Annotated in this window: 18 protein-coding genes; 15 read left to right on the forward strand and 3 right to left on the reverse strand. The window is 70.7% G+C overall.

The features are described from left to right. Positions 1 to 16: 16 nt before the first annotated feature. From SD37_RS21550 to SD37_RS21620, 15 genes are all read left to right on the forward strand, one after another. The gene (locus SD37_RS21550; protein WP_044856422.1) at positions 17 to 760 is read left to right on the forward strand and encodes a DJ-1/PfpI family protein; all 744 of its coding nucleotides are present in this window, start codon (positions 17 to 19) and stop codon (positions 758 to 760) included. Positions 761 to 1,183: 423 nt separating this feature from the next. Continuing rightward, the gene (locus SD37_RS21560; protein WP_052675165.1) at positions 1,184 to 2,170 is read left to right on the forward strand and encodes a helix-turn-helix domain-containing protein; all 987 of its coding nucleotides are present in this window, start codon (positions 1,184 to 1,186) and stop codon (positions 2,168 to 2,170) included. 358 nt (positions 2,171 to 2,528) lie between these two features. Then, positions 2,529 to 4,811, forward strand: a complete 2,283-nt coding sequence (locus tag SD37_RS21565; RefSeq protein WP_083255032.1) for an AAA family ATPase — start codon at positions 2,529 to 2,531, stop codon at positions 4,809 to 4,811. 136 nt (positions 4,812 to 4,947) lie between these two features. Beyond that, a complete protein-coding gene (locus SD37_RS42740) occupies positions 4,948 to 5,091 on the forward strand; it encodes a thiazolylpeptide-type bacteriocin (RefSeq protein WP_145926689.1) in 144 nt (47 codons plus the stop codon). Between the two features lie 292 nt (positions 5,092 to 5,383). Then, complete coding sequence (locus tag SD37_RS21570; protein ID WP_044856425.1) at positions 5,384 to 7,771, forward strand: lantibiotic dehydratase; 2,388 nt, start codon at positions 5,384 to 5,386, stop codon at positions 7,769 to 7,771. Then, complete coding sequence (locus SD37_RS21575; protein WP_044856426.1) at positions 7,768 to 8,883, forward strand: lantibiotic dehydratase C-terminal domain-containing protein; 1,116 nt, start codon at positions 7,768 to 7,770, stop codon at positions 8,881 to 8,883. Before SD37_RS21570 ends, SD37_RS21575 begins: the two co-directional genes overlap by 4 nt. Then, positions 8,880 to 10,424 carry a hypothetical protein gene (locus SD37_RS21580; RefSeq protein WP_044856427.1) on the forward strand — a complete coding sequence of 515 codons (1,545 nt, stop codon included), beginning with the start codon at positions 8,880 to 8,882 and terminating at the stop codon, positions 10,422 to 10,424. Before SD37_RS21575 ends, SD37_RS21580 begins: the two co-directional genes overlap by 4 nt. Further along, entirely contained in the window at positions 10,421 to 12,316 is a 1,896-nt protein-coding gene (locus SD37_RS21585) for a TOMM precursor leader peptide-binding protein (protein WP_052675166.1), read from the forward strand. Before SD37_RS21580 ends, SD37_RS21585 begins: the two co-directional genes overlap by 4 nt. 13 nt (positions 12,317 to 12,329) lie before the next feature. Next, positions 12,330 to 14,858 carry a SagB family peptide dehydrogenase gene (locus SD37_RS21590; protein ID WP_044856428.1) on the forward strand — a complete coding sequence of 843 codons (2,529 nt, stop codon included), beginning with the start codon at positions 12,330 to 12,332 and terminating at the stop codon, positions 14,856 to 14,858. Continuing rightward, positions 14,836 to 15,756: a thiopeptide-type bacteriocin biosynthesis protein gene (locus SD37_RS21595; RefSeq protein ID WP_044856429.1), complete on the forward strand. Its 921-nt coding sequence runs from the start codon at positions 14,836 to 14,838 to the stop codon at positions 15,754 to 15,756. The genes SD37_RS21590 and SD37_RS21595 overlap by 23 nt, the downstream gene beginning before the upstream one ends. After that, a complete protein-coding gene (locus tag SD37_RS21600) occupies positions 15,737 to 16,723 on the forward strand; it encodes an ABC transporter ATP-binding protein (RefSeq protein ID WP_044856430.1) in 987 nt (328 codons plus the stop codon). Before SD37_RS21595 ends, SD37_RS21600 begins: the two co-directional genes overlap by 20 nt. Continuing rightward, positions 16,720 to 17,568, forward strand: a complete 849-nt coding sequence (locus tag SD37_RS21605; protein ID WP_083255036.1) for an ABC transporter permease — start codon at positions 16,720 to 16,722, stop codon at positions 17,566 to 17,568. Before SD37_RS21600 ends, SD37_RS21605 begins: the two co-directional genes overlap by 4 nt. 48 nt (positions 17,569 to 17,616) lie before the next feature. Next, positions 17,617 to 18,816 carry a sensor histidine kinase gene (locus SD37_RS21610; protein WP_044856431.1) on the forward strand — a complete coding sequence of 400 codons (1,200 nt, stop codon included), beginning with the start codon at positions 17,617 to 17,619 and terminating at the stop codon, positions 18,814 to 18,816. Further along, positions 18,804 to 19,451, forward strand: a complete 648-nt coding sequence (locus SD37_RS21615; protein WP_044856432.1) for a response regulator — start codon at positions 18,804 to 18,806, stop codon at positions 19,449 to 19,451. The genes SD37_RS21610 and SD37_RS21615 overlap by 13 nt, the downstream gene beginning before the upstream one ends. 111 nt (positions 19,452 to 19,562) lie before the next feature. Continuing rightward, positions 19,563 to 19,757, forward strand: coding sequence for a hypothetical protein (locus SD37_RS21620; protein ID WP_044856433.1), 195 nt, complete (start codon positions 19,563 to 19,565; stop codon positions 19,755 to 19,757). A 124-nt stretch (positions 19,758 to 19,881) separates the two neighbouring features. Here the strand turns inward: SD37_RS21620 and SD37_RS21625 are convergent, their stop codons facing one another. The 3 genes from SD37_RS21625 to SD37_RS21635 are packed head-to-tail and all read right to left on the reverse strand — an operon-like array spanning position 19,882 to position 26,107. Beyond that, a complete protein-coding gene (locus SD37_RS21625) occupies positions 19,882 to 23,208 on the reverse strand; it encodes a serine hydrolase (protein WP_044856434.1) in 3,327 nt (1,108 codons plus the stop codon). Next, on the reverse strand, positions 23,205 to 24,206 hold the full coding sequence (locus SD37_RS21630; RefSeq protein ID WP_044856435.1) for an ABC transporter ATP-binding protein: 1,002 nt from the start codon (positions 24,204 to 24,206) through the stop codon (positions 23,205 to 23,207). The genes SD37_RS21625 and SD37_RS21630 overlap by 4 nt, the downstream gene beginning before the upstream one ends. After that, a complete protein-coding gene (locus SD37_RS21635; protein ID WP_044856436.1) occupies positions 24,203 to 26,107 on the reverse strand; it encodes a dipeptide/oligopeptide/nickel ABC transporter permease/ATP-binding protein in 1,905 nt (634 codons plus the stop codon). The genes SD37_RS21630 and SD37_RS21635 overlap by 4 nt, the downstream gene beginning before the upstream one ends. Position 26,108 lies beyond the last annotated feature (1 nt).

A 26,108-nucleotide genomic window follows, 5' to 3' on the forward strand; every position in this document is an offset into this window, starting at 1 on the left:
CCCAGAATTCCGTGGCATGACCAGTGCGAAGACCACCCGCAGAACCGTACTGACCGGCGTCGCGGCGGCCGCCGCGTTCGGCCTCACCACCGGGACGGCTCACGCGGAGACCAACGGCCCGAGGATCGGCATCCTGCTCTACGACGGCTTCAGCCTGCTGGATCCGACCGGCCCGGCCGAGGTGCTGTCCCGGCTCCCCGGCGCGACCGTCACGATGATCGCCGAGCATCGCGGCCCGGTGCGCACTGACACCAGGGACGTCGCGCTGCTGGCGGAACGTTCGATGGCCGAGGTGCACCGCCTGGACGTCCTGCTGGTCCCCGGAGCGGGTAACCGCGGCACGGTCGCCGCCATGGAGAACCGGGTCCTGCTCGACTGGATCCGCCGCATTCACCGGCACACCACCTGGACCACGTCGGTGTGCACCGGGTCGCTGATCCTCGGCGCGGCCGGGTTGCTCCGCGACCGGGCCACCACGTACTGGGCCTCGGCGGACTATCTGGAAAAGACCTTCGGCGTGCGCTACGTGCCCGAGCGATACGTTCAGGTCGGCAAGGTCGTCACCGCGGCAGGCGTGTCCGCCGGCATCGACCTCGCGCTTTATCTCGCGTCCCTGCTGGCAGGCGAGGAGACCGCCCGCGGTATCCAGCTCGCCGTCGAATACGACCCGCGACCGCCCTTCGACTCCGGCGACGCCGCGACAGCGAGTCCGGAACTCAAGGCGCTCGCGCTGAAACTGCTCGCCGATTCACAGGAGTAGGACGCGGCCGGTGCCCGGCTGAATACGGGAGGCTCATCACGAATCGGCGGTATGATCCCATCGTCCGGTCTCTCGGCGCACGGTCTCCGTGTCCAGTCGCCAGCCGTGGAATCGTGGCTCCGTAAGCAGCATCGAGATGGTGTCGGCCGCCTCCGGGCAACCCACGGCGGTATGCACCCGCACGTGGTGGAGGTCAGGACTGATGGTGACACAGCAGGCCAGTCCCAGCTCGAGGCAAAGGCGCGCGGCGACTATCGCCGGATCGCTGGCGCCAGGACTGACCTGGCGAAGGGATATCTCGGCCACGCCTCCGTCGTTCCTTCCGTCGTCGCCCATCATGACGCGTTCCGCCGTTCGATGGTGTGCCGAGAGTGGTCAGGTAGTTGCCAGGCGTGTCAGCAACCGGTCACGCAGAGGTACTCGGTGGCTCTGACCGATCTCGGTTTCACGCCGCTCGCGGAACGTGTCTACCGCGCGCTTCTGGACAACCCGGAGCTGGATGTCGCCGCTTTGTCGTCCGCTCTCGCTTGCGAAGCCGGCGAGCTCGCCGCCGCGCTGACGGCGCTCGCCGAACTCGAGGTGGCGACCCCGGATGACGGGGCGCCTGCCGGGGTGACGTTGAAGTATCCGGCGTCCGCACTCGGCGAGCTGATCGAGCGTCGCGAGGACGAGCTGCTGAACCTGCAGCGGAAGGTGGGCGACACCCGGGCCGAAGTCGCCAAGCTGACCGAACGGTATTCCGCCCGTCCTTGGTCGGTCGACCCCGCGACCGGGCTGGAGCGGATCGAGGATCTCGACCAGGTCCGCCAGCGGCTCTCGGAACTGGCGTTCTTCACCCGGCGCAGTGTCTGGTCCGTGCAACCCGGTGCGTCCATCAGCCGCTCGGCGATCGAGGCGAGCAAGCCACTGGACCTGCGCGGCCTGCGCCGCGGCATCGCCGTCCGCACCATCTACAACACCGGCGCGCTCGACGACGAGGTGTTCCTCGACTACGTACAGGAGGTGACCGCGGCCGGCGCGGAGATCAGGGTCACCGACGATCCGATCGAGCGGATGGTCATCATGGACGACGTCGTGGCCGTGCTGCCGATCGATCCGCAGAACAGCGGTCAAGGAGCGCTGATCGTCCGCCAGCCCGGCCTCATCGTGGGTTTCCTGAGGCTGTTCCACCGGTTGTGGAACGAGGCCTCCGTGTACCCGCCGCCGAAGCCCGACGCGGGCGGCCCCAGCGGCGAGGACCGCAAGGTGCTGGCATTACTGGCGGAGGGCAGCACCGACGAGGTCGCCGCGCGCGTGATCGGCGTATCCGTCCGCCATCTCCGCCGCCGGGTGGCACGGCTGATGACGGAGCTGGGCGCCGGCAGCCGGTTCGAGGCGGGTGTCGAAGCGGCGCGCCGCGGCTGGATCTGACCTCATTACAGTCACCTTGCTGCCAGCAGGTGTCCTCTTGCTGACCAGCGGAAGACTTCCGGGCATCCCCCTCACCTGACAAAGTCTGCTCAACGCAGTCGAGAACGAGGGGTGGAAAATGAGGATCGCACAGCTCCGAAGAATCGCTACCGGTGCCCTACTCGCGTTGGTGCTCTCGGTGGGCGCGGCGGCACCCGCGCTCGCCGACGATGTCCCGAATCCGACGGACCCGCCGGGCACGGGTTTCATGTGGGACTGCGGGGGTGTCCGCTCCGCCACGCCTTGTCCTCCCCCATCGAACAACAGCTGATCCCACCGCGGTTTCTCTCGCGAGGGTTCGTCGTCCTGAGGGGGAACGATGACAGCGCACGATGGCGGTGTGTTCAGCGAGCGCCACGGTATCCTGGCCGAGTTGATCGCCATGGCACACGGGGCCGCTCCGGTGCGGATCGCCGTGGTGACCGGGGAGGCGGGCAGCGGGAAATCGACCCTGCTGCGCGCTTTCCTGGACAAGGCCGCGGACGGTGCCGACGTGCTGTACGGCCGCTGCGACCCGTTCAGCGCCGCACGGCCGCTGGCACCGCTGTTCGACCTGGCCCGCTCCGGCGGCGTGGCGCTGACCGCGCCCGCCGGGGACCGCGCCGAACTGTTCGACGGATTCCTGACCGCCCTGCGCGGTCGTACCAGGCCGGCGATCCTCGCGCTGGAGGACGTGCACTGGGCGGACGACGCGACGCTCGACCTGCTGTCGTTCGTCGCGCGCAGACTGGACGAGGTCGACGCCTCCGTCGTGGTGACGTACCGCGATGAGGAGATCGGCGGGACGCACGGGATGCACGCGGTCCTCGCCGGGATACCGTCGGACCGTATCCGCCACTTTCCCTTGCCCGCCCTGGCGGAGACGACCATCGAAGCCTTGGCGGCCGAACTGTCGACGACCGTCGGCGAACTGCGACGGCAGACCGGCGGGAACCCGTTGCTGATCGGTGAAATCGCCCGGCACGGGGAAGCGGCCGCCGAGTCGATCAGACTGCGGGCACTGGTCGCTTCCCGGCTCGCCGTCGCGGATCCGGCGGCGATCGACCTGGTCAACCAGGTCTCGGTGAGTCCCGACGGGGTCGAGGCAGGGCTTCTCGCGGGCCGCGAGGACCTGCTCGACACCGGTTTGCTGGAGCAGCGGGAAGATCGGCTCTTCTTCCGGCACGAGCTGCTGCGACTGGTGGTCGAGCGCTCTTTGCCGGACCATCGCAGGCGCGCGCTCCATCGGCGGCTGCTGGCAGAACTGTCCACAACGGACTCTCCTGATATCGGCCGGTTGATCCGGCACGCACGTGCCTGCGGAGATCTCATCGCGCTGGCCGGATTCTACCGGGATCTGGGCCGGGTGACCGAGGCCAGAGCGGCCGCCTCCGACGCCGAATCGGCCGCCGCCGCCCGAGGGGCGAGTGCCCAGCTGGTCGCGGCCCGCTGTGCGCGCGCCGAGTCGGACGTCCTGGCAGGCAGGTACGCCGAGGCGGAGATCGCCGTCCGGCACACGGTCGACCTGGCGGCGAAACTGGCGCACCCGCTCGGTATCGCCCAAGCCGAAGCGATGCGTTCCCTGGTCGAATACGGCAAGAACCCTTCGGCCAGACCAGATCTGCTGAACGCGGTTCGCCGGCTTCAAGACCACGGCCGGGTCGCCGACGCCGTCCGCATCCTGACCCAGCTGTGCTCGGACGAAGCCGGACGGCGCGAACTCGATCTGTGTGACCGCGACCTGGTGCGCGCGTTCGCCCTCGCGACCGGACATCGGCTCGCCACGTGTCAGCTGCTCTCGATCCGGTCCTGGTCGCGCTTCGCTTCGGGTGACTGGGCGCGCGCGGAGGAGGACGCGCTCGCCGCCGGGGAACTCCTGCCCGCTCGTTGTGTGCTCGCGCGGTTGAATGCCCGCCGGGGCACCCCGATGTCGCTCACGGCGAGCACGGATCCCGAACTTCTGCGCGATCGCGTGCTGCTCGCCGTCGCGCGGGCCGAGTCCGCGTGGCTCAGCGGTGATCGAGGTCCCGAAGCGGACGAGCTGCGGCCGGTGTTCCGGCTGGCCTTGCGGGCAAGACATCCTTGGTACGCCGGGGAACTGGCGCTGTGGTTGCGGCGGGCGGGGGAAGTGACACCCGCCCTCGACTGGTTCGCCGAACCGTACCGGTTACTGGCCGCCGGACAGTGGCGGCGAGCGTCGGACGCCTGGACCGAACTCGGCTGCGCCTACGAGAGTGCCGACAGTCTGGCGATGAGCGGCGAGCAAGGCGCGTTGCGCGCACTCGAGATGTTCGACGGGATCGGTGCCGGCGGTGCCGCGCGGCGGGTGCGGCAATACCTGCGGCGCAACGGTGTCCGCCGGATCCCGCGGGGGCCCCGTCCGGCGACGGCGGCGAATCCGGCGGGACTGACCCGTCGTCAGGCCCAGGTACTGACGTGTGTCGCGTCCGGGCTGAGCAACGCGGGCATCGCCGAACGCATGCATCTTTCGGTCCGCACGGTGGATCACCACGTCGCCGCCATCTTGACCAAGCTGGCCGTGGGTTCCCGGCGCGCCGCCGTGTCCGCCGCGATCGACCTCGGCATTCTTCCGGAGTTTGCGGTGGGCGGCACCGGCCGCTGAGCGGGCAGGCCAACCATTCACGAAACCAATATAGGCAGAAATTGCCCATGTGCCGACGGCGGCCCGAGGATAGATTTGTTTCACCGGATGAAAACTTCCGGAAAGTTCACTCGGTTTCCGCGAAAAGGGAGAAGAAATGAACCTCAATCTGGACGACCTGAATCTGGACGAGCTCGACGTCACGTCGCTGCGCGACACCGTCGCGCTGCCGGAAACCGCGGCCTCCTCCAGCAACAACGGTTCGGGCACCAACACCGGTTCGTGCACCGACCCCGCGTGATCTCACCGGGATCCTGACGAACAGGTGTCACCCCGGCGACGACCGCCGGGGTGACACCTCCCCTCGGTGAAAGAACGGCACGAAGGAGCGATTCATGCGGCAACCTCACTTGTCGGTCACCGAATCTGTGACCGATCGAACAGAGATCGCTCCTTATGCCCTCGTTCGCACGACGCTTTCCGGGTTATGGCAGGAAAGCGCCGAGAACACCCGTTTCCGACGGCTGTGGCATGAGTTCGCCGCCTGTGAAAGACGGCTGATCTCCTTCGCTTCGGGACCTTTGGGACAGCAATTGCACGACGCCGGATCCTGGCTGCCCGGCGAGCTTCACCGGCGGGTGGCGATCCCGTTACGGCGGGACCTGCACAACGGCCGGGCACCTCGGCCCGTACTGCGCGCGGCCGCCGGTGAGCTGATCGGTCGTCTGCCCCCGCTCGCCGACTGGTTGACCCTGATCGACACGCGCGAGCGCCTGCGCGCCGAACTCGGACCGGCACAGGCCGAAGCACTGGCCGCCGAGCGGAGCCGGCTGAGCCTGCGTGCGGCCGATGAGAACTTACGACGGGCTGTGGCCTTGTCGAGTGTCGATCTGCTGCACGGCCTCGCCGACGTCGCCGATCCACGCTACGGCGCCAAAGCCAGGAAGGCCGAGGCGAAGGTGCTGCGGTATGTGCTGCGCACCGCCACGAAGACCAGTCCATGGTCGTGGTTCACCGCCGTCGGCTGGGGAACCTGGGACGAGCCTGGTGGCGACATCACCGGCGAACTCGACCTGGTCGCCCACGTCCTCCCCAATCAGACACTGGTCAGCACTTTGCTTCGCGCGCTGCTCGCCGAGCCGGGTCTCCGCTGGTCGTTGCCACACCGCCTCGCTCCCGCGGTACAGCTGGACGCGGACCGCTTCAGCTGCCTGCGCGACGACTTCGAGGTGAAGAGCAACTACGTCGCCGCTCGTGAACAGCGTGTCCGGCTTCCTCGCAACGCCACGCTCGACCTGGTGCTGGCCGACGTCCGAGCCGCCGGTGCACGGGGCCGCACCCTTCCGGAGCTGGCCACGGCGCTCGGCGAGCTGCTGCCGCCCTCCGCTTCCGGAGCGCCGGTCCGGGCCTACCTCGACCGGCTCGCCGACGAACAGGTGCTGATCCCGATCTCCCCCGTCGATCCCCAGCTGCCCGATCCGCTGCCCGCACTGGCCGGCTGGCTGAGGGCGGCGGGCCAGGACGCCCAGGCGGCCCGGCTGCACCGGATCCACCACGCGGGGCTCGATATCGCGTGTCTTCCGGCCGCGAGCCGTCCCGAGGCCATCCGCGACCTCGACGCCGAATGGACGGCGGTGTTCGCCGGCCTCGGCGCTCCCCGCCCGGCGACGATGCCGCTCCGGGAAGACGTGCTGCTGCCCGCCAGATTCCGGCTGGGCGCCGAAGTCGGCGCGGACATCCGCGAAGACCTGACCCGGCTCGCCCCGCTGACCGAACTGCTCAACGAGGGCGCGGTGCTGCGCGCACTCGTGCGGCACCGGCTGCTGACCCGGTTCGGCCCCGGCGGACGCTGCCGGGTCGCCGACCTCGTGGCCGACGCCGCCCGGCTGTGGGACACCGCCATGGCGGTGGGTACGGACGGGATGGTCCGCCTCCCGCCGGGCGAGGCCCTGCCCGACGAGGTCGCCGATCTCGCCGCGTTGCGGCGGGAAGTCACCGCGACGGCGGGATCCGGTGGTGGGAAGGAGGTGTGGCTGTCCGACGATCTCATCGGGCACGTGGCCGAACGCCTCCCGAGGTGGCTCTTGCGACGGCCCGCGTCGTACTCGCACTTCGTGCAGCCGTTCGACGAAAACGGCACGCGCGGCTGGTGCCTGAACTCGGTCAACAGCGGCTGGGGCCGGTTCACCACCCGGTTCCTCGACGTGTTCGGGCCTGGCCTGCGTGACGCGGTCGCCGTCAGGCTGAACCGGACGCTCGACGGTGAACGGACCGCGCAGTTCCGGCCGGTGAACGGGTTCAACGCCAACCTGCACCCACTGCTCTTCGCCGACGAAGTGGGTGAGGACCCGGCGTGGTCGACCCTCATGGACCAGGACCTCGAGGTCGTGCACGATCCGGCGACCGACACCGTCCGGCTGCGTGTCGTCGCCACCGGCGCACCGCTCAACGTGCTGTACATCGGTTTCCTCGTCCAGCTCGCGTTGCCGGACAGGGTCGCCCCGTACTACCTCGACCTCACCGCCGACCGGGCCGGCTTCTCCAGGATCGCACCGGTCGAGACCGCGACAACGGGGCACCGCTCCGTCCAGAGCCGCGCCCGCCTCCGGTTCCGGGATCTCGTGCTTGCCAGGCGCACCTGGGACTTCGACGCCGAAGCGACCGCGGAATGGTTACACGCCCTCAAAACCGGCCCCACCGCGGCGGCGATGGCGCGCCGGCGTGCGGAACTCGACCTGCCGGACGCCGTGTTCGTGTCGGGCGTCCGACGGCCGGCCGGTGCGACGGCGGAGAGACCGCACCGGTACGGGGTGCCGCCGAAACCCCAGTTCGTGGACTTCGGGAACGCGCTGCACCTGCAGTGCCTGGCCAAACTACTGCACCAGCACGACGGGCCGGTCCAGGTCGAGGAGGCGCTGCCGGTACCCGGCCTCGGCCGGACGACCGAGCTGGTGGTCGAAACCCATCGGAGAGGGATGTGACCGAGATGGCCGGAATCGTCCGGGACGTGGTCTGCCACTACCACGATCCCCTGCAAGCCCCGTTGCTGCGCGAGGCGGTGCTTCCCGCGCTCGCCGCCTCGCCCGAGGTGACCGCGCACCTGGAACGCGGCTGGCTGCACGGCCCCCATCTGCGGATCAGGCTGTCCGGTCCGGCCGGGTCGGCCGAGCGGCTGGCCACCGCACTGGAGCGGTATCTACGAGAACGTCCTTCTCGCGCCGCACTGTCCGAAGTGGACCTTCAAGCGCTCGCGACCGCGGCAGGGCGAGCCGAACTCGTACCGCCGCCTTATGGACCGTTCCGTCCGGACAACAGCGTGCACATCGAGGATCCCGACCCCACCACGCGGGCCAGATTCCCCGGCGGGCCCGCCACGGCGGCGGTCCGTGACCACCTGCTGGCACTGGGCGTTCCCGCCGTGGCGGCGACCGTCGCCGACGCGGGCGAGCACGCGGACCGGGCGGGTGCGCGGGTGCGGGCGGTGATGACCGTGTTGAGCGCGCACGCCGAGGCCAGTCCCGGCGGGCTGGACAAGCGCTACTTCTCCTACCAGTCCCACCTCGAAGCGCATCTGCACGTCACCGACGAGGACGGCCGGATCCGTGCCCGGCACGACACGCTGTGGGAGACACACGCGGACCGGGCCCGCCTGATCGTCCGGCACGCCGCCGACCCCGGCGAGCCGCTCGTGGCCGCCTGGCGTTCCTGGGGCGACGCGGCGAGAGCCGTCGCCGCGGCGGCGTACGACCGCGGCGAGCTCCGGTCCGCGGACGGGCGGGAGACGCAGGCCAGGGCGGCCGCCTTCGGTGATCCGATCACGGCCCGGACCTACCTGCGCGAGGACGTCAGCGAGTTCCATCGGCAGCTGGGTGAGGTCTGGAGCCCGGACACCGGTGATCGCCGGGAATTCGAGATCGAGCGGTTCGTCATGAACATCCTGTATCTGCTGCTGGCCGTCTGCGACGTCCGGCCCGCCGAACGCTATCTCGCGGCGGCCTTGGTCTGCCGGGCGGTCGAGTCGATCACCGGCCTGGACTGGCGGGCACGCATCGAGCGGGCGCGGCGCAAGCAACTCGCGGCGGGTCCCCGATGACCGCCGTACGGGAGTCCGTGCGCCGGTTGCGGCCGGGGGTCCGGACGACGCCCACGGCCGAGGGCCTGCTGTTCCGTGGTCCGCTGGGCACTTTCACCGCGAGCGGCGGCCCGGATCTCCCGGTGCTCTGGCACCGGATTTCCCCGGCCTTGGCCGGAGGGCTCAGCGCCGACGCCGTCGAATCCGCCTGCTCGACCGGCAAAGCAGGCCGGATCGTGCGCGGACTGCTCGACAGTCTCGATGAGCACGGCATGCTGCTGACGTCGCCCGCTGGATGGGCGGAGCACGCGTTCCCGAGTCCCACGCCGGACTTCGCGGCTTGGCTCGAACAGGTGACGGTCGATCCGGCCGAGGCCTGGAACCGGTGTGTCACCAGCCGATTCACCGTCTTCGGCACCGGCCCGGTCGCCGAGACGGCCGCCTCCGCACTGGCCTTGAGCGGAATACCGCACCACCGTCGCGCCGGGGACGATCCGAGACTCGTCCTGGTACGGGCCGACGGATTCCAGGCTTTCGCGGGCGCGGACCGTCGGCTCGGGTTCGCCGGCCAGGCCGAGACAGACGACGGTGGCGCGATCGCCGACCGGCTCGGGCTCGGGACGTCCGCGCCGGAAGGCTCGGTCGCCGAACTGGTGGGTTCCCTCGTCGTACAACGGTTGCTGCGGCAGGTCGCGGAACCGGCCGGCCCTTGGCCCCGGGTCCTCGTCGTGCGGCCGGATCCGCTGCGCGCCACAGCCCATCCTTGGCAGGCCGGGATCGCGACGTCACCCACGGACCTCGCCACGGCGATGACCGCTCTCGACGCGCTGTGCGACCCCGAACTCGGCTCGCTGGCCGCGCCGGAGTTCACCACCTTGCGGCAGGTTCCGCTGGGCATGGCCGTCGCCGACGGGATACCCGCCTGGGGAACGACCGTCGACGCGGCCCGGCTCGCGGCCGGGTTGGCCGCCGCCGAACGCCGGCTCGATCCGGACGGCGCCAGGGGCACCGCGGTCGGTGGCGACGAACTCCACGCCACCGGGATCGTCTGGCGTCGCGCGATACTCGGCACGACGACGCCTTTCGACGGCGACGAGTACCGGCCGGACCCGGACACCGCCGCGGCCCGCTGGCTGTCCACAGTGACCGTCCGATTCGGACTCGACGCCCGGTGCCGGGTCGCGCGCCCCTCGGACGGGGTCTTCGTCGCCGTCGTCACCGATGCGGCCGGAGTGCTGTCCCGGGCGGTGGAGGGAACGGCGGCGGACGCGGCGGCACACGCCTGGCTGGGCGCGGCAGGCGCCGAACAGGCCCGCCGGTCCGGGCTGACTCCCCCGGCGGAACCCTTCCTTTCGTGCGGGGCCACGCTGCCGGTGGCCGGGCCCCGGCCGGAACTGTGGTCGCCGTCGAGGGACCACGAGCCGGAGTTCCAGCGCTGCCTGCGCCGGGCCCTGCCGGACGTCCGGCCGCCGCGGCCCACCGAAGGAGCGGATGCCCTCGGACTGGCCGCCGCACTGCGGGCGGCCGGGTTCGCCGCGCTCGATCCGGGGAGCACGCCATGAGGCCTGATCTCCGGGAAGCCGTGTCGTGCTCGGAGTGGCTGCGCGGTGCGCAGTCCGATCCGGCCGTCCGGATCGGACTCGCGGCGGAGCCCGTGCCCGGCGCCCTCATCGTGGTCGCGCTGGACGAGTGGACCCGGGCAGGTCTCGAAGAACTGGCCGCCGGTCTCACGGCGGCGGGCGCGTGGTTCCTGCCCGTGCGAGCCGACGGGGTCTTCACCGTGATCGGACCGGTCACCGGACCAGGTCCGGCCGGCTGTGTCCGGTGCGCGGAACTCGGCCGCTCCCACGCGCTGGATCTGCCCACCGCTCCCGACACGACCTCGGGCGGCGTGCTTCCGCCCGCGTCGTTTCCCGCGCTGGCCGCGCTCGTCCGGCACCTGGCCGCGCACCCCGAAGCCTCCCTGCTGTGGCAGCTCGACAACCGGGACGGCACGCTCACCCCACGCACCGTTCCGATCCGGCCGGGTTGCCCCGAATGCGCCCCGCTGCCCGCCGACGAACCGGGATCGGTCCGCTTCACTCCCTCGCCGCGACCGGTCCCCCGCGGGGTCTTCCGGCAGGAAAACCGGCTCACCGCAGGCCCTTCCTTCGTCGAGGCGGCGGCCGATCCCTTCTTCGGGCCGGTGACGGCCCTGGGCCGCACGGACCGGTCGCCGATGCCGCTGGTCTCCGCCGCCACCGTGGTCGGCAAGGTGCGGGAGTGGGGTTTCGGCAGGTCGGCCACCGTGGCCGACGCCGAGCGGGTGGCCGTGTTCGAGGCGCTGGAGCGCAGGCTCGCGCTGCGCCCGCACGGCCGCCGCACCGTACTGCGGACGTCGTTCGCCGACCTCGGCCCGGACAGGGCGGTGGACCCGGTGTCGCTGGGCCTGCCGGATCCGGAGTTCACCGGCCTTTCGGACGCCTGCGTGCCGTACCGGCCGGATCTCCCGATCACCTGGGTCCACGGCTGGTCCATGACGAGGAAGCGGCCACTCGCGGTTCCTGAGCACTTCGCCTACTACGGCGTCCCCGCCCGGCCGGAGACACCACGGATCCTCGTCGGCAACAGCAACGGCAACGGACTGGGCAACAGTCTCGAAGAGGCCGCGCTGGCGGGGTTGCTCGAAGTCGTCGAGCGGGACGCCTTCCTCATGGCGTGGTACGCCAACGCGCCGCTGCGCCGGATCGCGCCGCCCGAGGGGGACGACCTCGCCGGCCATCTCACCGACGCGCTCGCCCGCATCGGTTACGAACTCCTGCTCTTCGACGCGACCACCGAGTTCGGGATCCCGGTCGTGCTGTCACTGGCCCGGCAGCGTTCCGGACGTTCCCCGCTGCCCCAGGTCTACTTCTCCGCCGCGGCCCATCCGGATCCGCTCGTCGCGCTCCGGTCGGCGATCGTCGAAACGGCGGTCGGCGCGTTCCGCCGCGCCGATCGGCCCGCCCCGGACGCCGAGGAACGGCACCGGCTGGCGCGGATGCTCGAAGATCCGGCACGGGTCCGGCGGCTGGACGATCACATCGACCTGCACGGCCTGCCGTCGGCACGCAAGCTCCACGAGTTCCTGCTCGCGGACCCGACGGTGTCGAATCCGCTGCCCTACCGGGAAGTCCTGCCGGAACCACCGGAACCGGAGACGGATCTGACCCGGGTGCTGACCGGGCTGGTGGACCGGCTCGCCGCGCACGGCCTGGACACCGTGGTGGTGGATCAGACGGACGACTGGAGCCGCGGACTGGGCTTGCACGCGGTGAAGGTCGTGGTGCCGGGAACGCTCCGGCTGACTTTCGGGCACCTGCACCGCGCCACCGCGAACACTCCCCGCCTGCTGACCGTGCCGCCTCTGCTCGGCCGGGCACCGGCCGTCCTCACCCTCGCGGAGCTGCCCCGGCACCCGCATCCCTTCAACTGACCCGGAGTCCCGTATGACCCTCGTCGACAGCCGGTCCGCCTTGCTCGGTGTCCATCCCTTGCTGCGCGCGGACACGGTGCTGCTCCGTGATGCCAGGGGTGTGCTGCTGACCAGCGAACCCGAGAAGGCCCATCTCGACGGCGACGACGCCTACCGTCTCCTCAACCGGCTCCGCGGTCACCTGGACGGCACCCGGACGACGGCGGAGATCTGCGCCGGGCTGACCATCGCCGCCCGCGACCGGATCTGCGCTCTGTTCGCCGAACTTCTCGAGCGCGGCTTCCTCCTCGACCTGGACCCGGGGGAACTGGAGCCCGACGTCCTGGCGCGATTCCTCGACCAGATCCGTTACCTCGCGCATCTGACCGAAGAACCGGCTCGCGCGTTCCGGAGGTTCCGGGCCGCGCGGATCCTGCTCACCGGCTCCGGTCCCGCACTGGCCGCCGCCGCGCTCGGGCTGGTGCGCAACGGCGCGGGCTCGGTGCTGATCGCGGCCGAAGACGGCCCGGAGTTCGATCTCGTCCGTGCCGAGGCCGATTCCGTGGTGCGGTGGGATCCGCGGGCCAGTCCCGACGACGGCTACGACCTGGTGCTGGCATGCGGTGACCGAGGACCGCTGCCCGCCAGACCCCGCACGGGCGCCATGCTGTCGCTCGCCGCCCGCGGCGATTGGGTGGTCCTCGGGCCCGCCGTACGAGCCGGGGAAGCGCTCGGCCTGTGCTGCGCGTGGGCGGCCGTCGGGCCCACCGACGCCCCGGCGGCCGCCGGGTACACGCCCGTGCTGGCGCGGTCCCTCGGCGCGACACTGGCGTTCGAGGCGTTCCGGCTGCTCACCGGAATCTCGGACGATGAAAACGTCGCCATCGTGCAGCACCTGCGCACGCTACGCGCCGTCAATCACCCGGTCGCCGCCGGTTGTCCCGCCTGCCGCCCGGACGCGAGGCGGCCGCCTTCGATCCCGGCCACCCCGGGACCGCCGGACTTCCAGACCGTGCCCGACCGGCGGGGGACGACCGTCCGGGAGTACGCGGCCGCCGTCCACGCCGTGATCGCCGACCCGCTCCCGCCGACCGACCGGGTGGTGCGGTGGTCCGACCGTCCGGCGCTGTTCCCGTCCTTCACCGGGGGCCTGCTGCGGCCACTGCCCGAATCGCCGCCGCCCGCCGCGCGGCCGTTCGGTGAACGCGGGGCCGGGACGCGGGCGCTCGACCTGGACACGCTGGCCTGGCTGCTGCGCGCCTCCTACGGTCCGCGAGGACGTCGTCTGCGGTTCGACTCCGCCCAGTCCAACGCCGGCTTCAGCCGCTACCCGCTGGCGAACTGGCACCGCGGCGCGGCAGGCGGCGGTGGCCTCTATCCCCTGCGGCTCTACCTGGTGGCGGGTCCGAACGGCGCGGTGGCGCCGGGGGTACACCACTATTCGACCGCGCAGCACGCCTTCGACCACATCAGGACCGGCGACCGGACCGAGGCGATCCGTGCCGCGGTCCGGCATCCGGACGCGGACCGCACCGACCAGTTCCTGGTGATCACGCTGCGGTTCTGGAACAACGCCTTCAAATACGCCAACTTCGCCTACCAGGTCGGCACCCTCGACGTCGGGGTGCTGCTCGGCACGATCGGCGCGCTGGCGGACGGGATCGACGTACCGCTGAGGCAGCTGCTGTGGTTCGACGACGAGGCGATCGGTTCCGTACTGGGACTGGACGTCGAGGACGAGGCCGTACTGGCCGTGATCCCGCTGCCATGGCGGTCCGGTAGCGGGAAGGCACCGGACCCGGTCCCCTCGCTGCCACCCGCCGAACCGGTGGAGATCTCCCTCACCGTGCAACGCTTTTCCTGGACTCAGGCAGTACACCGCACCACGCTGCTCTCCGGACAGCCACGCCCCGATCCGGCCCGGCTCGAGTCGGCACCGGACACGTCCGGACGGTCTTCCGGCGACTCGGCGGACGCGCTGATGGACCGTCGCCGGTCCAGTTTCGGCGGGCTGACCACCGAGCAGCCGGTGCGACGGACCGAACTGGACGAGGTGCTCGACCTCGTGCACCGCACCCGGCTGCACGCCGACGACCTCCGTGCCGAGGGCGCGGGCGGGTGGACGAACCTTTCGGTGCTGGTCACCCACGTCGACGGACTGGCACCCGGCGGATACCGGTACGACGGGCCCGGCGGCGGCCTGCGTGCGGCCGGGCCGGCCCCGTCGGCGGAGCGGTGGCGGGAAACCCTCGCCGCGATCACCAGGCGGACCCCGAACTACAGCCTGCAGCAGGCCGCGGCGGTGCTGGTGGTCTCCGGCGACCTTGACGACCTCGTCGACCGGTTCGGCCCGCGTGGACACCGGATCCTCAACGCCGCGGCCGGCCAGGTCGTGCAGTCGTGTTACCTGGCCGCCGCCGCGGTCAGGCTGGGCTGCGGCGCCATCCTCAGCCTCGATCACCTGGTGGTCGACGAGGCGCTGGGCTTCACCGGCACCGGCGAGCGCGCGTTGGTCTGTTTCCTGCTCGGGAGGGAGAACCGTGCCAACGCCGAATACCGCTGACCCCTGGCTCGCCCTGCACCTGCACTACCCGGGCAGCCCCGACGCGCTGCTGCGGGAAGCCGTGGCCCCGCTGGTGCGGCGGCTACGGCTGCGACGGCTCATCGTCGGCTGGTTCTTCATCCGGTATTGGGTGGAGGGCAGTCACGTCCGCCTCCGGTTGCGGCCCGCCGCCGGGGACACCGAGACGGTACGGCGGCTGAGCACTCGCTGGTTGAGCCGATACCTCGGCCGGAACCCGTCCGTGAAAGGCCTTTCCGCCGAGCTGCCGAGCCAGGAGGCCAGGCGGGCGATGTTCGTCGCCGAATACGGCGAGGCCGCCTGGGAGCTCGCCTACGGTGCGGCCGGGATGCCGGAGCGCGCCACGAACCGCTGCTATCCGGCGGAATACGTCCCGGAGTACGACCGCTACGGCGGTGTGGACGGCGTGGAACTGGCGGAATGGCATTTCGAGCGCTCCAGTGACGCGGTGCTCGAAGTGCTTGACCGGCACCCGACGAAGTCGGCCAGGCTCGGACTCTCGGTGCGGATGAGCGCGATCCTGTGCACCGCGTTCCTGAGCGACACCACGGAGCTGGCTGAGTTCTTGGTCCGGTACCGGGATTCGTGGGAGCCACCGTCGTCACGGGAACGCCTGCACGAAATGTACGACGCCACCTACGATCACTCGGCCGAGCAGCTCCGCCGCCTGATCCGATCAGGTCCACAGTGGACAGAGTGGTCGGAGCACTGCCGTGAGCTGCGTGAGCGCGCCGGCGGTTCCGTCTCCCTGCTGTGGTCGTACCTGCACATGACGAACAACCGCCTCGGCGTGCACACCGTGGACGAGGCCTATGTCGCCCATCTGATCGCGGCCGCCTTGACGGACGGAAGGGAACGCCATGTCAGTGGACGCGCCTGAACACGCCGCGCTGGCCGTCACCGGACTGGTCAAACGCTACCGCCGAAGCGATCCGGCTCCCGCGGTGGACGGACTCGATTTCCGTGTACCGCCGGGCGAGGTCTTCGGTCTGCTCGGCCCCAACGGGGCGGGCAAGACCACCACGATCGGGGTGCTGACCACCCGGATCCGCCCGACCGCGGGGACGGTACTGCTCCACGGCGTCGACGTCGTCCGGTCGCCGAGTTCGGCGTGCCGGCTGTTCGCGGCGGTGTCGCAGCGCAACACCCTCGACCGGTCGCTGACGGTGCGGCAGAACCTGCTGTTCCACGCCAGGTACCACCGGGTGCCACGCGCGGAACGCAACCGGCGCGCCGTCGAACTGCTGGACGTGATGGGGCTGACCGGGGTGGCGGGCAAGCGGCTGGACCACCTCTCGGGCGGGCAGGCGCAGCGGATCATGATCGCCCGTGCGCTGATGCACCACCCGAGGGTGCTGTTCCTCGACGAGCCGTCGACCGGACTCGATCCGCAGGCCAGGCTGTTCGTGCACGAGCGGATCAGGGAGCTGCGGGCGCGGGGCACGACGGTCCTGCTCACCACCCACGACATGGACGAGGCCGCGAAGCTCTGCGACCGGATCGGCATCGTCGACCACGGCCGGATGCTCACCATCGACACCCCGGAAGAACTGACCCGGTCGCTGCCGGTCAGCCGGACCCTCGATCTGGCCGTGCGGTTCGGCGGCGACACCGGCCCGGTGGTGGCCGCGCTGGCCGCGCTGCCGGGGGTGCGCGAGGTCGAGCTCGCCGAGCGCAAGGCCGGCCTGGTCCGGCTGCGGGTTTCCGCCGATCGCGAGCCCGGCGAACTCTTGCCGCCCGCACTGGACGTGATCGCCCGGGCCGGCGGCGCGGTCCAGGAGTTCGGGATCGGCAAGGTCAGCCTCGAAGACGTCTTCATCCGCATGACCGGACGGGATCTCCGATGACACGAACACTCGCCCCGGCGCGAGCCCGGGCCGACCTCCCGGCGGTGTCGATCGGACGGCTCGAAGTCGTGACGGGCGCGCTGCACACCTTCGCGATGATGCTTCTGCGTGACGTCATCGTCACCGGACGGCAGCTCGGCTCCTTCGCCGCACAGGTGCTCATCCAGCCGTTCTTCATGTTGTTCATCTTCGGCCATGTGCTGACCGCCATGGGATTCGTGGCGCCCGGCTTCGCCCAGGTCCTCCTGCCGGGGATCGTCGCGCTCTCGGGATTCCTGACCGCGATCCAGGGCACCGCGTCCCCGCTGGTCGTCGACTTCTCCTGGACGAGGGAGATCGACGACCGGCTGCTGGCACCGGCACCGGTCGCGCTGGTGGCGATCGGGAAGATCGTGTTCGGCGCGCTTCGCGGCCTCGTGGCGGCCGTGGTGATGATCCCCATCGGCCTGCTCATGCTCGACGGGGTGAGCTGGAACCTCGCGGCCTGGCCGCTCACGATCGGGTTGCTCGCCCTCGGCTGCCTGAGCGGGGCCTCCCTCGGCCTCGTGATGGGGACACTGGTTTCGCCGAGCCGGATCCAACTCGCCTTCGCGGTGGTCCTCACGCCGGTGATGTTCACCGGTTCCACCCAGTTCCCATGGCACGGGCTGGGCGGGATGCGCTGGTACCAGGTGGTGTGCGCGCTCAACCCGTTGACCTATCTCAGCGAGGGCATGCGGGCGCATCTGTCGGTCTCCCGGATCCCGTCAATCCCGGCAGGAATCGACGTACTGTGCCTGCTGCTGTCGATCCTCGTGTTCGGCGCCGTCGGGATCTGGGGTTTCACCAGGCGAGCCAGGGACTGAGCAGACGCCGAGGAGTGGCCGCCGGAGTCCGGATGGGACACTCATGGGGTGATCACCCGGCTGCGGTCCTGTTGGTCCGCGATCCGGTTCCTGGCCATCGGCGCGGCCACTTCGATGCTCTCCTGGTTCGTCCTCGTCGGCATGCTGTTCGTGCTGCTGATGTGCCCGTTCGGGGTCGGGATCCCGGCGGTGCCGCACGCGCTCAAGCTGATCAGGTATCCGGTCAACTTCGAACGCCGTCGCGCCGCCCGCCTGCTGGACGAGCCGATACCGGAGCCGTACCGCTCCGGGAACCCGGTGACCGATCCGGCGTCGCGGCGGGATCTGACCTGGCTCGTCTTCCACGCCGCCACCGGTTTCATCATCGGCATCTTCGCCATCGCTTTCCCGCTCGGCGGCATCCGGCAGGTCGTCACGGCGTTCATCTGGCCGGCCGTGCCCGGTGGGGTGCAAAGCTCGCTCGGTTTCATGGTGACGTCCTGGCCGATGGCCGGGCTCAGCGCGGTGACCGGTGTCGGCATGATCGCGCTGATCTTCCTGTACCCCAGGCTGGCGCGGTGGCAGGCCGTCATCGCCCGGAAGCTGCTCGCGCCCGCGCCCGGGGTGGTGCTGACCGACCGCGTCGTCGAACTGGCCGCGTCCCGCGCCGCCGCGCTGGAGGCGCACGGTGCCGAACTCCGCCGTCTCGAACGCGATCTGCACGACGGGACGCAGGCGAGGATCGCCGCCGTGGTGCTGCAGCTGGGGATCGCCGACTCGCTCTTCGAGAAGAACCCGGAAAAGGCCCGGGAGCTGCTGGGCAAGGCGCAGGACACGGCGACCGGCGCGCTGGCCGAACTGCGGACCGTCGTACGGAGCATCTATCCGCCCCTGCTGACCGACCGGGGTCTCGACGGCGCCGTCACCGCGCTCGCCGACCGCTGCCCCGTTCCGTGCACTGTGGACGTTCGCAGCGCCGGCCGCCGTCCCGCCGCCGTCGAGGCCGCCGCGTACTTCGTCGTCGCCGAGATGCTGACCAACATCACCAAGCATTCTGGCGCCGAGCACGCCTGGGTCACGCTCGACGGTACCGCCGACACCCTGCTCATCGAGATCCGCGACGACGGCCACGGCGGTGCCGACGAAGCCGGTGGCAGCGGCCTGTCCGGGATCCGCAAACGCGCCGAAGCCTTCGACGGGACCGTGAAGTTGTCCAGCCCGGCCGGTGGGCCGACCGTAGTGAAAGTGGAGTTGCCATGCGGGTCGTGATCGTCGAGGACGACGCGCTGCTGCGCGAAGGTCTGGTCCTGCTGCTGAACACCTCGGGCATCGACGTCATCGCGGCGATGGACGATGTGGACGAGTTTCTCGAACTGGTCGCCAAGGACCGGCCCGACGCGGTGATCACCGATGTCCGGCTACCGCCGACGCATACCGACGAAGGCCTCCGTGCCGCCGTCAAGGCCCGGAAGATGCACCCCGGACTGCCCGTGCTGGTGCTGTCCGCCCACGTCGAAACCGGCTACGCGGCCGAACTCCTCGCCGACGGCAAGGGCGCCGTCGGATACCTGCTCAAGGAGCGGGTCGGCAAGGTCGAGAAGTTTCTCGACGCGCTGGACCGGGTCGTCAAGGGCGGCACGGCCATGGACCCCGAGGTGATCACCCAGCTGATGGCGCATCGCCGGGCGACCGACCCGCTCGAAGCGCTGACCGCGCGGGAGCGCGAGGTGCTCGGGCTGATGGCCGAGGGGTACAACAACACGACCATCGCGGAGCTTCTGGTGGTGAGCGACGGGGCGGTGCACAAGCACATCCGGAACATCTTCGCGAAGCTCGGGTTGCCGGAGGACAGTGGGCACCGGCGGGTGCTGGCCGTGCTGGCCTACTTGAGCGGGAAGAACTGATCGCGTTCAGTCCTCTGGATGCGGTGGGCCGCGGGGGTAGCGCCAGCACCACCTCGTGGACGGGGGTCATTCCCCTGTTTCGCCACCGCGCCGATCTCTAACGTCTTTCCCATGAACGACACCACAAAGGCAAGCGGCGTACTGGTCACCACCTCCCTCTGGCTCGTCCTACTCGTCAGTGCGGCCGCCAACGCGATCGGCCAGTTCGCGGGGATGGACTACACCCTCCGGATGATCGCGGGCGCCGTCGCGATCATCTGCATCGTGCTCTTGATCCTCCGCGCTGTGGCGCGACGCAAAGCCTGAGCCGACGGTTCTGTCAGGCCGGATCGTGCCCGTCGCGCCCGAATTCCTCGTCACCGAGACCGAGCGTGGAGGATTCAGGACGTTCACCGTCCCAAATCCTCCACACACGATGTCAGCCAGCCGATCAGCCGTTGGACACCTTCGGCGTCGCGCGTACGCCGTAGTGCATGTACGGCTCACCGGTCGGCAACGTGTAGAAGGTGACCGGCATCCACGTCCGCGCCCCCGGCTCACGGCAGACGAAAAGCGAATCCGTCACCGGGACCAGGTCGAACTCCATCGTCTTCTCCGGCATGAGTTCGGCCAGCGGACCCGTGGCGGTCTGCCGGAGCCGGATTCCGTCTCCTTCGGCGAAAACCTCCATCAGCACCCCGGCCCGCTCGTAGACGCCGACGTGCCTCGAACCGTCGACGGTGACCGGAGTCGCGGGCGGCTCCAGCGGCCGCGGCATCGCCACGTCCGCCAGCTCGGCGAAGATCTCGCGGTACAGCTCCACGTACAGGTCGCGGGTGTTGCCGCCGTTGGTGAGCAGGGTGACGGCGAGTCCTTGATCGGGCAGCAGCCGCAGGAACGCCGACTGCCCGATCGTGTTGCCGTCGTGGCCGATGACCCGCCGCCCGCTCCACTCGTCACGGATCCAGCCGAGCCCCCATGAGTCACCGAGTGAGTGCTTGTCGGGGATGTCGGTCTGTTTCTCGGCCATGGCGGTGGCGGACGCCGTCGTCAGGATCCGCTCCCCCGACGAGGTGAGGCCGCCGGTCAGGTGCAGCCGGGCGAACCGGAGCACGTCCTTGGTCGTGCCGGTGATCAGCCCGGCGGGGCCCATGTTGCGGGGCAGGCCCCAGATGGGGGCGGGCTTCGGTTCTTCGTCTGTATCGGCGACGTGACCGACGGCCGCGCGGAACATCAGTGCTTCCTCGGGCAGGGTCACGGTATGCGTGAGACCGAGCGGGGCGAACAGCTTCTCCCGCATCGCGGCGTCCCAGGTCAGCCCCGTGAGCTTCTCGATCACCCGGCCCATGAGCACGAAACCCGAGTTGCAGTAGGAGAACGTCGCCCCGAGCGGATGGTTCTGCCCGGCCTGGTCGAGGATTTCGACGTAGCGTTCGAGGCAGTCGTCGCCGCGGCCGGTGTCGGTGAAGACGTCGCCGTCGATCCCGCTGGTGTGCGTCAGCAGATGCCGCATGGTCACCTGCTTCGCGACGTCCGGATCGGTCAGCCGCAGTTCGGGGACGACGTCGGAGATCGGCGCGTCCAGGTCGAGGAGCCCGTCGTCGACCAGTTGCATCACCACGGTCGCGGTCCACACCTTCGACACCGAGCCGATCTGGAACACCGAGTCCTCGGTGACCTCGACGCCGGTCGCGGTGTTCAGCACGCCGTAGGTGACGTGCGCCTCCGCGTCATCGCCGACCCGCGTGATGCCCAGCGCCGCGCCGGGGACGCGGTACTTGCGCGCCAGTTCGGCCAGGCGCCGCCGCCAGTGCGCCGCGTCGATCGGGACCCGCGACACCCCGTCCGCCGGCGCCGCGTACTGCTCGACCCATTCGAAGACGCGGCGGTTGAAGTCGAGGCGCTGCGAAGGCGGACCGTCCAAGATGAACAGATGCGAGGCACCCGGGTACAGCACCAGCCGGGCCGGGACACCGCGCGCACGCAAAGCACCGAACCACTGCTCGGCCTGGCCGACCGGGCAGCGCTCGTCCTCCGCGCCTTGGATGACCAGAGTCGGTGTCCGTACCCGCCCGACCTGGGCGAACGGCGAGAACCGCTCGCGGCCCGCCTCGCCGGGCGAGCCGCCGAGTTCGCGGACGGCCAGGTAGTGCCCGGCGTCGGAGGTGCCCTCCATGCTGGTCAGATCGCTGACCACGCCCCCGGCGACGGCGGCGGCGAAGCGGTCGTCACGGCTGGTCAGGTAGCAGGTCATGAACCCGCCATAGCTGTAGCCCGCGACGGCGAGCCGGTCCGCGTCGGCGATGCCTTCCGCGACCAGCTGGTTCAGCGGTTCGAGGAAGTCGCGGGCATCGGCGACACCCCAGCCACCGACGGCGCCGGTGAAGAAGTCCTCGCCGTAGCCGTCGCTGCCGCGCGGGTTGAGCAGCAGCACCGCCCAGCCACGCGCGGCGAGTGCCTGATGGTAGAGGTGGATCGAGTCGGCCGCGCCGTTCCAGGCGTTGTGCGGACCGCCGTGGATGTCGAGCAGCAGCGGTGCGGCGCCGACGCTGTCCGGGTCACGCAGCAGCCAGCCGTGGACGACGGTGCCGTCGCCGATGGTGAATTCCCGCTCCTCGTGGGGAAAGAACTCGACGTCGGCGAACGGGGCGCCGTGCCGGGTGCGCACGTCGAGGGCACCGGTGGCCGGATCGACGACGACGATCTCCCCGAACGACGTGTTCGTGGCGAGGACGACCACCACCCGGTCACCCGCGATGTCCATTCCGGACACGACACGATCGGCCCCCGCGACGACCGCCCGCGGATTACCCCCGTCGATGTCCACTTTGTACAGATGGGTGCAGCCGCGGTCACGGAGTCCGAACAGGACGGAGCGACCGTCCGCGGTCAGCTTCGGGGTGGCACCCGGATAACCGCCGCCGCCGGACATCACGTTGCGGTCGAGGGAAGCGGTCAGGTCGAGCGGTTCCCCGCCGTCGAGCGCGACCCGCAGCAGGCCGAGGTGGCCGACCTCGGTGTCGCGCCTGCCGACCACCAGCAGCGCGCGGCCGTCGGCGGTCCAGCCGACCGGGCCCGCCATGCCGTCACCGGAACCGACCAGCCGCGGCTCCGAGGTCTTCAGTGACACGTCGAGAACGTAGGCCCCGGAACGGAAAGTCAGATCCGCGTCGGCGTCCCGTCCGGCGGAGAACGCCAGATGCGTGCCGTCGGGCGACCACGCCGGGTCGCCGGCGTGCCAATCGCCGAAGGTGACCTGCCGGACCTCCTTCGTGGCGACGTCGAGGACGTGCAGGTGCTTGCGGATCGTCTTGATCAGCCCGGCGCCGTCGGCCTTGAAGTCCAGGCGATCCGCGACCACCGGCGCGTTCGGCGCGGATTCGCCGCCCGCGAGGTCGACCGCGGCCGAGAACGCGATCCGGCCACCGTCCGGGCTCCACACCGGCGCGCCCGCCCCGAGCGGAAGTCCGGTGATCCGTTCGGCCTCCCCGCCCGACGCGGGCAGGAACCACACCTGCGGCGGACCGTCCTCGGCCCGCAGGAACGCGATCCGCGCACCGTCCGGCGCCCAGCTCGGCGCCAGGTCGGCCGTTCCGCGCGTGAGCTGCCGGGCTTCGCCGGTGGTGGTGCCGACCTCCCACAGCGTGGCCACGTTCCGGTCCTCTTCACGGTCCGCGGTGCGCACGACGTACACGATCCGTTCGCCGTCCGGGGACAGCGAAGGCTGGCTGGGTGCGGCGATTTCGTACAGGTCGTCGAGACCGAGACGTCGGGTCATGGTGCGGTTGCTCCTCTGGAAATCGCGGGCTGGTGGCTGCGGTGGCTTTCGTTCTCGCTGAAATGGCAGGCCGCCGAATGACGTCGTCGTGCCGCGTCCACGGCGGGATCCGCCTCGAGGCAGAGTTCGCGATCGGCGCGCGCGAGCGGGCCGATCGGACATCGCGTGTGGTAGCGGCACCCGGGTGGCGGGTGGTGCGGGTCGGCGGGTTCGGTGTCGGCGGTCGCCGCGTCCGTCCCGGTGTCGAACAGGGAGGTGTGCGCGGACGGCGCCGCGGCGAGCAGGTCACGGGTGTAGGGATGCTGGGGATCGGTGAGCACCTGTTCCGCCGGGCCCGCTTCGACGATGCGGCCGAGGTACATCACGGCGACGATGTCGCTGAGATAGCGCACGACGGCGAGGTTGTGCGAGATGAACAGCATCGACAGCCCGAGCCGTTGCTGCACCTCGCGGACCAGGTTGAGCACCGCCCCCTGTACCGAGACGTCGAGCGCGGAGGTGATCTCGTCCGCGATCAGCACCTCCGGCCGCCCGGCCAGCGCCCTGGCGAGCGCCACCCGCTGCCGCTGCCCGCCGGAGAGCTGCCCCGGCAGGTGCCCGGCCCGATCCGGATCGAGGTTGACCAGTTCCAGCAGCCGGGCGACCTCGTCGCGGCGCGCGGCGCGCCCGGACAGGACATCGCGCGGGATCGCTTCGGTGATCGATTCCCCGATGCTCATCCGTGGGTCCAAGGAGGAATACGGATCCTGGAACACCATCTGCAGTGGACGGCGGCGGGGCAGCTTCCGGACGTCGACCCCACCCAGCAGGACCCGGCCACCGCTGATCGGCGAAAGCCCGACGGCGGCCCGCGCCAGCGTCGACTTCCCCGAGCCCGACTCACCGACGAGCCCGACGACCTGTCCGGAAGGGACGGTCAGCCCGACCTGGTCGACCGCGGTGAGACCGCGCCTCCCGCCGTACCGCACGCTCACCGCGTCGAAGACGAGATCACTCACTCCGCACCTCCGGCGGTCACGCTTTCCTTGGCGGGCTGGGCGTACGACGTCTCGTGCGGATGCCAGCACGCGACGCGATGCCCGGACGTCACCCGCTCCAGGACCGGGTCTTCGAGACGGCACCGGTCGGTCACCGCGGGACATCGGTCGGCGAACGCGCAGCCGGTGGGCACGCGATCCGGTTCCGGCGGACGGCCGGGGATCACCGCGAGCGGCGCGTCGCGATCGGTTTCGAGGTCCAGCGTCGCGGCCAGCAGGGCCCGCGTGTAGGGATGCCGCGGTGTCGCCGCCGACGGCAGATCCTCCACGACCCGGCCGGCGTACATGACCAGCATGCGTTCGCAGGTCTGGGAAACGACCGCGATGTCGTGGCTGATCAGGATGATCGCGGTGTTCCGTTCGGTCCTGGTCCGCGCCAGCAGCCGCAGGAGCTGCTGTTGCACGGTGACGTCCAGCGCCGTGGTCGGTTCGTCGGCGATGATCAGCCGGGGGTCGCCCATCAGGCCCATGCCGATCATCGCGCGCTGCCGCATCCCGCCGGAGAACTCGTGCGGGTACTGCCGGGCGCGCCGTTCGGCGGCCGGGATCCGCACCGCGCGCAACCGGTCCACGGCCCGCGCGAACGCCTTGGCGCGCGGCAGTCCCTGGTGCTGTTCGGCCACCTCGGCCAGTTGACGGCCGATCCGCCTGGTCGGGTTGAACGACGTCATCGGGTCCTGGAACACCATCGCCAGCGAGGTGCCGAGCAGACCGCGCAGCTCCCGTTCCGGTGTGGTCAGCACCGGTTTCCCGGCGAAGTCGAGCCGGTCCGCGGTGACCACGGCCGGTGCTTCGACCAGCCGTGACACCGCGAGGCCGGTCAGGCTCTTCCCCGAGCCCGACTCGCCGACGACGCCGATCGCCTCGCCCGCGCGGACGGTGAAGCTCACCCCGCGCACCGGCACGGTCCAGCCCGCCGGACGCGGGAAGGCCACCTGGAGGTTCTCCACCACCAGGACGGCGTCGTCCCGGTCGTCGGCGGCTTCCTCCCTGGCGGGAATGACCGGCCGCAGGGGGAGCTTGCGCGACCCGGTCCGGACGCCGATCACCCCGGCGACGGTCTCCCCCACCAGGTTGAACGCGAGCCCGGCCAGTACCACCGCCACCCCCGGCGCGAGCGCGGCCGCCGGATTGACGTAGATCCCGTTGAGCCCTTCACCGAGCAGCCGTCCCCAGTCGTATTCCGGTGCCTGCACCCCGATCCCGAGGAACGACAGCCCGGAGAACGCCAGCAGCGAGGAGCCGGCGCCGATGGTCGCGTTCACCACCAGCGGTTCGCCGATATTGGGCAGGATGTGCCGGACCAGCAGCCGGATCCGGCCGACCCCGGAGATCCGCGCGGCGGACACGAAGTCCTGGCCCGCCACGGAGGCCGACAACGTCTGTGCCAGCCGGGCGAACGCCGGTGCCAGCGCGAAACCGACCGCCAGCACCGCGCCGTGCGTCCCGACCCCGAAGATGACCGAGAAGAACAGCACCAGCAGCAGCCCGGGGAACGCGACCGCGATGTTCACCGCCGCCGTGACCAGCCGGGCGGCGGGCCGCGGCAGCAACGAGGGCAGCGTGCCGAGGACGAGCCCCGTGACCACCCCGATCACCGTCGCGAGCACCGCCAGGAGCACCGAGAGCCGGGTCGCCACCAGCACCCGGAAAAGGATGTCGCGACCGAGATCGTCGGTGCCCAGCCAATGTTCCGCAGAAGGTCCTTGTCCGATCGCGTTGGTGTCGATCTCGAAGGCCTCGCCGTGCCACAGGATCGGGGCCAGCACCGCGAGGGCGAGCACCAGGACCAGCAGGGCCGCCGCGAACGCGCCCACCGGCGTGCGCAGGGCCGCGACCCATTTCGCGCGTCGATTCACCATC

The sequence above is a fragment of the Amycolatopsis orientalis genome (assembly GCF_000943515.2).
Taxonomy (GTDB): Bacteria; Actinomycetota; Actinomycetes; order Mycobacteriales; family Pseudonocardiaceae; genus Amycolatopsis; species Amycolatopsis orientalis.